This window comes from Mycobacterium sp. E183 (assembly GCF_001667735.1).
Taxonomy (GTDB): domain Bacteria; phylum Actinomycetota; class Actinomycetes; order Mycobacteriales; family Mycobacteriaceae; genus Mycobacterium.
Genome location: NZ_LZJN01000177.1, coordinates 1 through 1,341 on the forward strand (window position 1 = coordinate 1; position 1,341 = coordinate 1,341).

The window sequence follows — 1,341 nt, forward strand, 5'->3', positions numbered from 1 at the left end:
GCGGCATGTACACGTAGGACTCGACATCGCAGGCAATCCCCGGGTACCGGTTCCAGTACCAGGTCCCGCCCACGTCGGCCGCCCGGTCGATGAGCCGCACGCTGTCGACGCCGAGCTGACGCAGCCGCACCCCCGTCAACAGCCCGCCGAATCCGGCGCCGATCACCGCGACGTCGACTTCGTCGGTCAGCGGCTCGCGCGTGAATTCACCGTCTGCCCAGGGGTCGTCGGCGAAGCGCGCGAATGCCCCCGCCGTCTCGACGTACTGAGCGATGCCGTCCGGGCGCAATCGGCGCGCGCGCTCTTCCGCGTATTTGCGTCGCAGCGCGTCGACGTCGAACGACACGGTTTCAGTCAAGGCCCGGTCCTCTCGTGGCCCGACTATATAATCAATCGCTTGATCATATCAAGGCGGTGCCGTGTCGGCCCCGCCGCTATCCGCGCCCGCCGGCGAACAACGTTCCGCTGATCATCTTCTTGGCCGAGTCGAGCGCGGCGTGATAATCGCGCGGCGGCGACGTGGCCCCCAACTCGACCAACCCGTAGATGAGCGCGTAGAGGGCCTCGACGACGCTGTCCCGATCGGAAGGCCGCGACAGTTCGCCCTGCCGGTAGCCGTCGTCGACGACGCCCTCGATGATCTCGCGGAAAGCCTGAAATCCCGTTCCCCCGTCCATGTGCCGATCGGGGCCGACCACTCCTTCGGCGCGGATGACCCACTCGAAGGCGGCGAGATCTGGATACTCGCGCATGAGCCGGCCCGATTCGTCGAGAACCGCCCCGATGCGGTCGACCGCGCTCCCCGGCCGCTCGGCGGCCGCCCGCAGCCGTGGCAAAGCGACATCGGTGCGCGCCGCGATCGCCGCCTTGATCAGCTCCGCCTTGTTCGGAAAGTAGTTGTAGAGGCTGGCGCTGGTGACATCCGCGGTGCGGGCAATCTCGCGAATCGTGGTGCGGGAGTAGCCCATCTCGGCCACAGTGCGCATCGCCGCGGTGATGATGCGCGTGCGGGTCTGTTCGCCGTCGGCGCCCACCGGGCGCCCCAATCGCGAGGGCCGGGCGCTCATGCGGGACGGCACGCGCCGCCGTCCCGTCCCTCACGCACCGCGCACCTCCGCACGAACCCCGAATAAATCGATCACTCGATTATATTCGACACTGTCAGGCGCCGAGAGCCTGCGGACGGGACGCGCGAGTGCGGAGAACACGGTGACGCGGGCGCAGCGGGGACGCCCCGTCGGCGCCAGCGGTGAGGAGACCCGCCAGCGGATCATCGTGGCCACCATGCGCTGTGTGGCGACGGTGGGCTACTCGCGAGCCACGATTCGCGAGATTGCCCAC

The 1,341-nt window shown here is 68.5% G+C and carries 2 protein-coding genes and 1 pseudogene; 1 reads left to right on the forward strand and 2 read right to left on the reverse strand.

All coding sequences use genetic code 11. The features are described 5' to 3' along the window. Both A5691_RS20915 and A5691_RS20920 read right to left on the reverse strand, forming a co-directional pair. The coding region (locus A5691_RS20915; RefSeq protein ID WP_156675524.1) for an NAD(P)-binding protein at positions 1-358 on the reverse strand (358 nt) is incomplete at its 3' end. Positions 359-434: 76 nt separating this feature from the next. Continuing rightward, positions 435-1,067 carry a TetR/AcrR family transcriptional regulator gene (locus A5691_RS20920; RefSeq protein WP_068266776.1) on the reverse strand — a complete coding sequence of 211 codons (633 nt, stop codon included), beginning with the start codon at positions 1,065-1,067 and terminating at the stop codon, positions 435-437. Between the two features lie 142 nt (positions 1,068-1,209). On the opposite strand from A5691_RS20920, the pseudogene A5691_RS28785 reads away from it, so the two are divergent. Further along, positions 1,210-1,341, forward strand: a pseudogene (locus A5691_RS28785) (TetR/AcrR family transcriptional regulator); the annotation flags it as partial.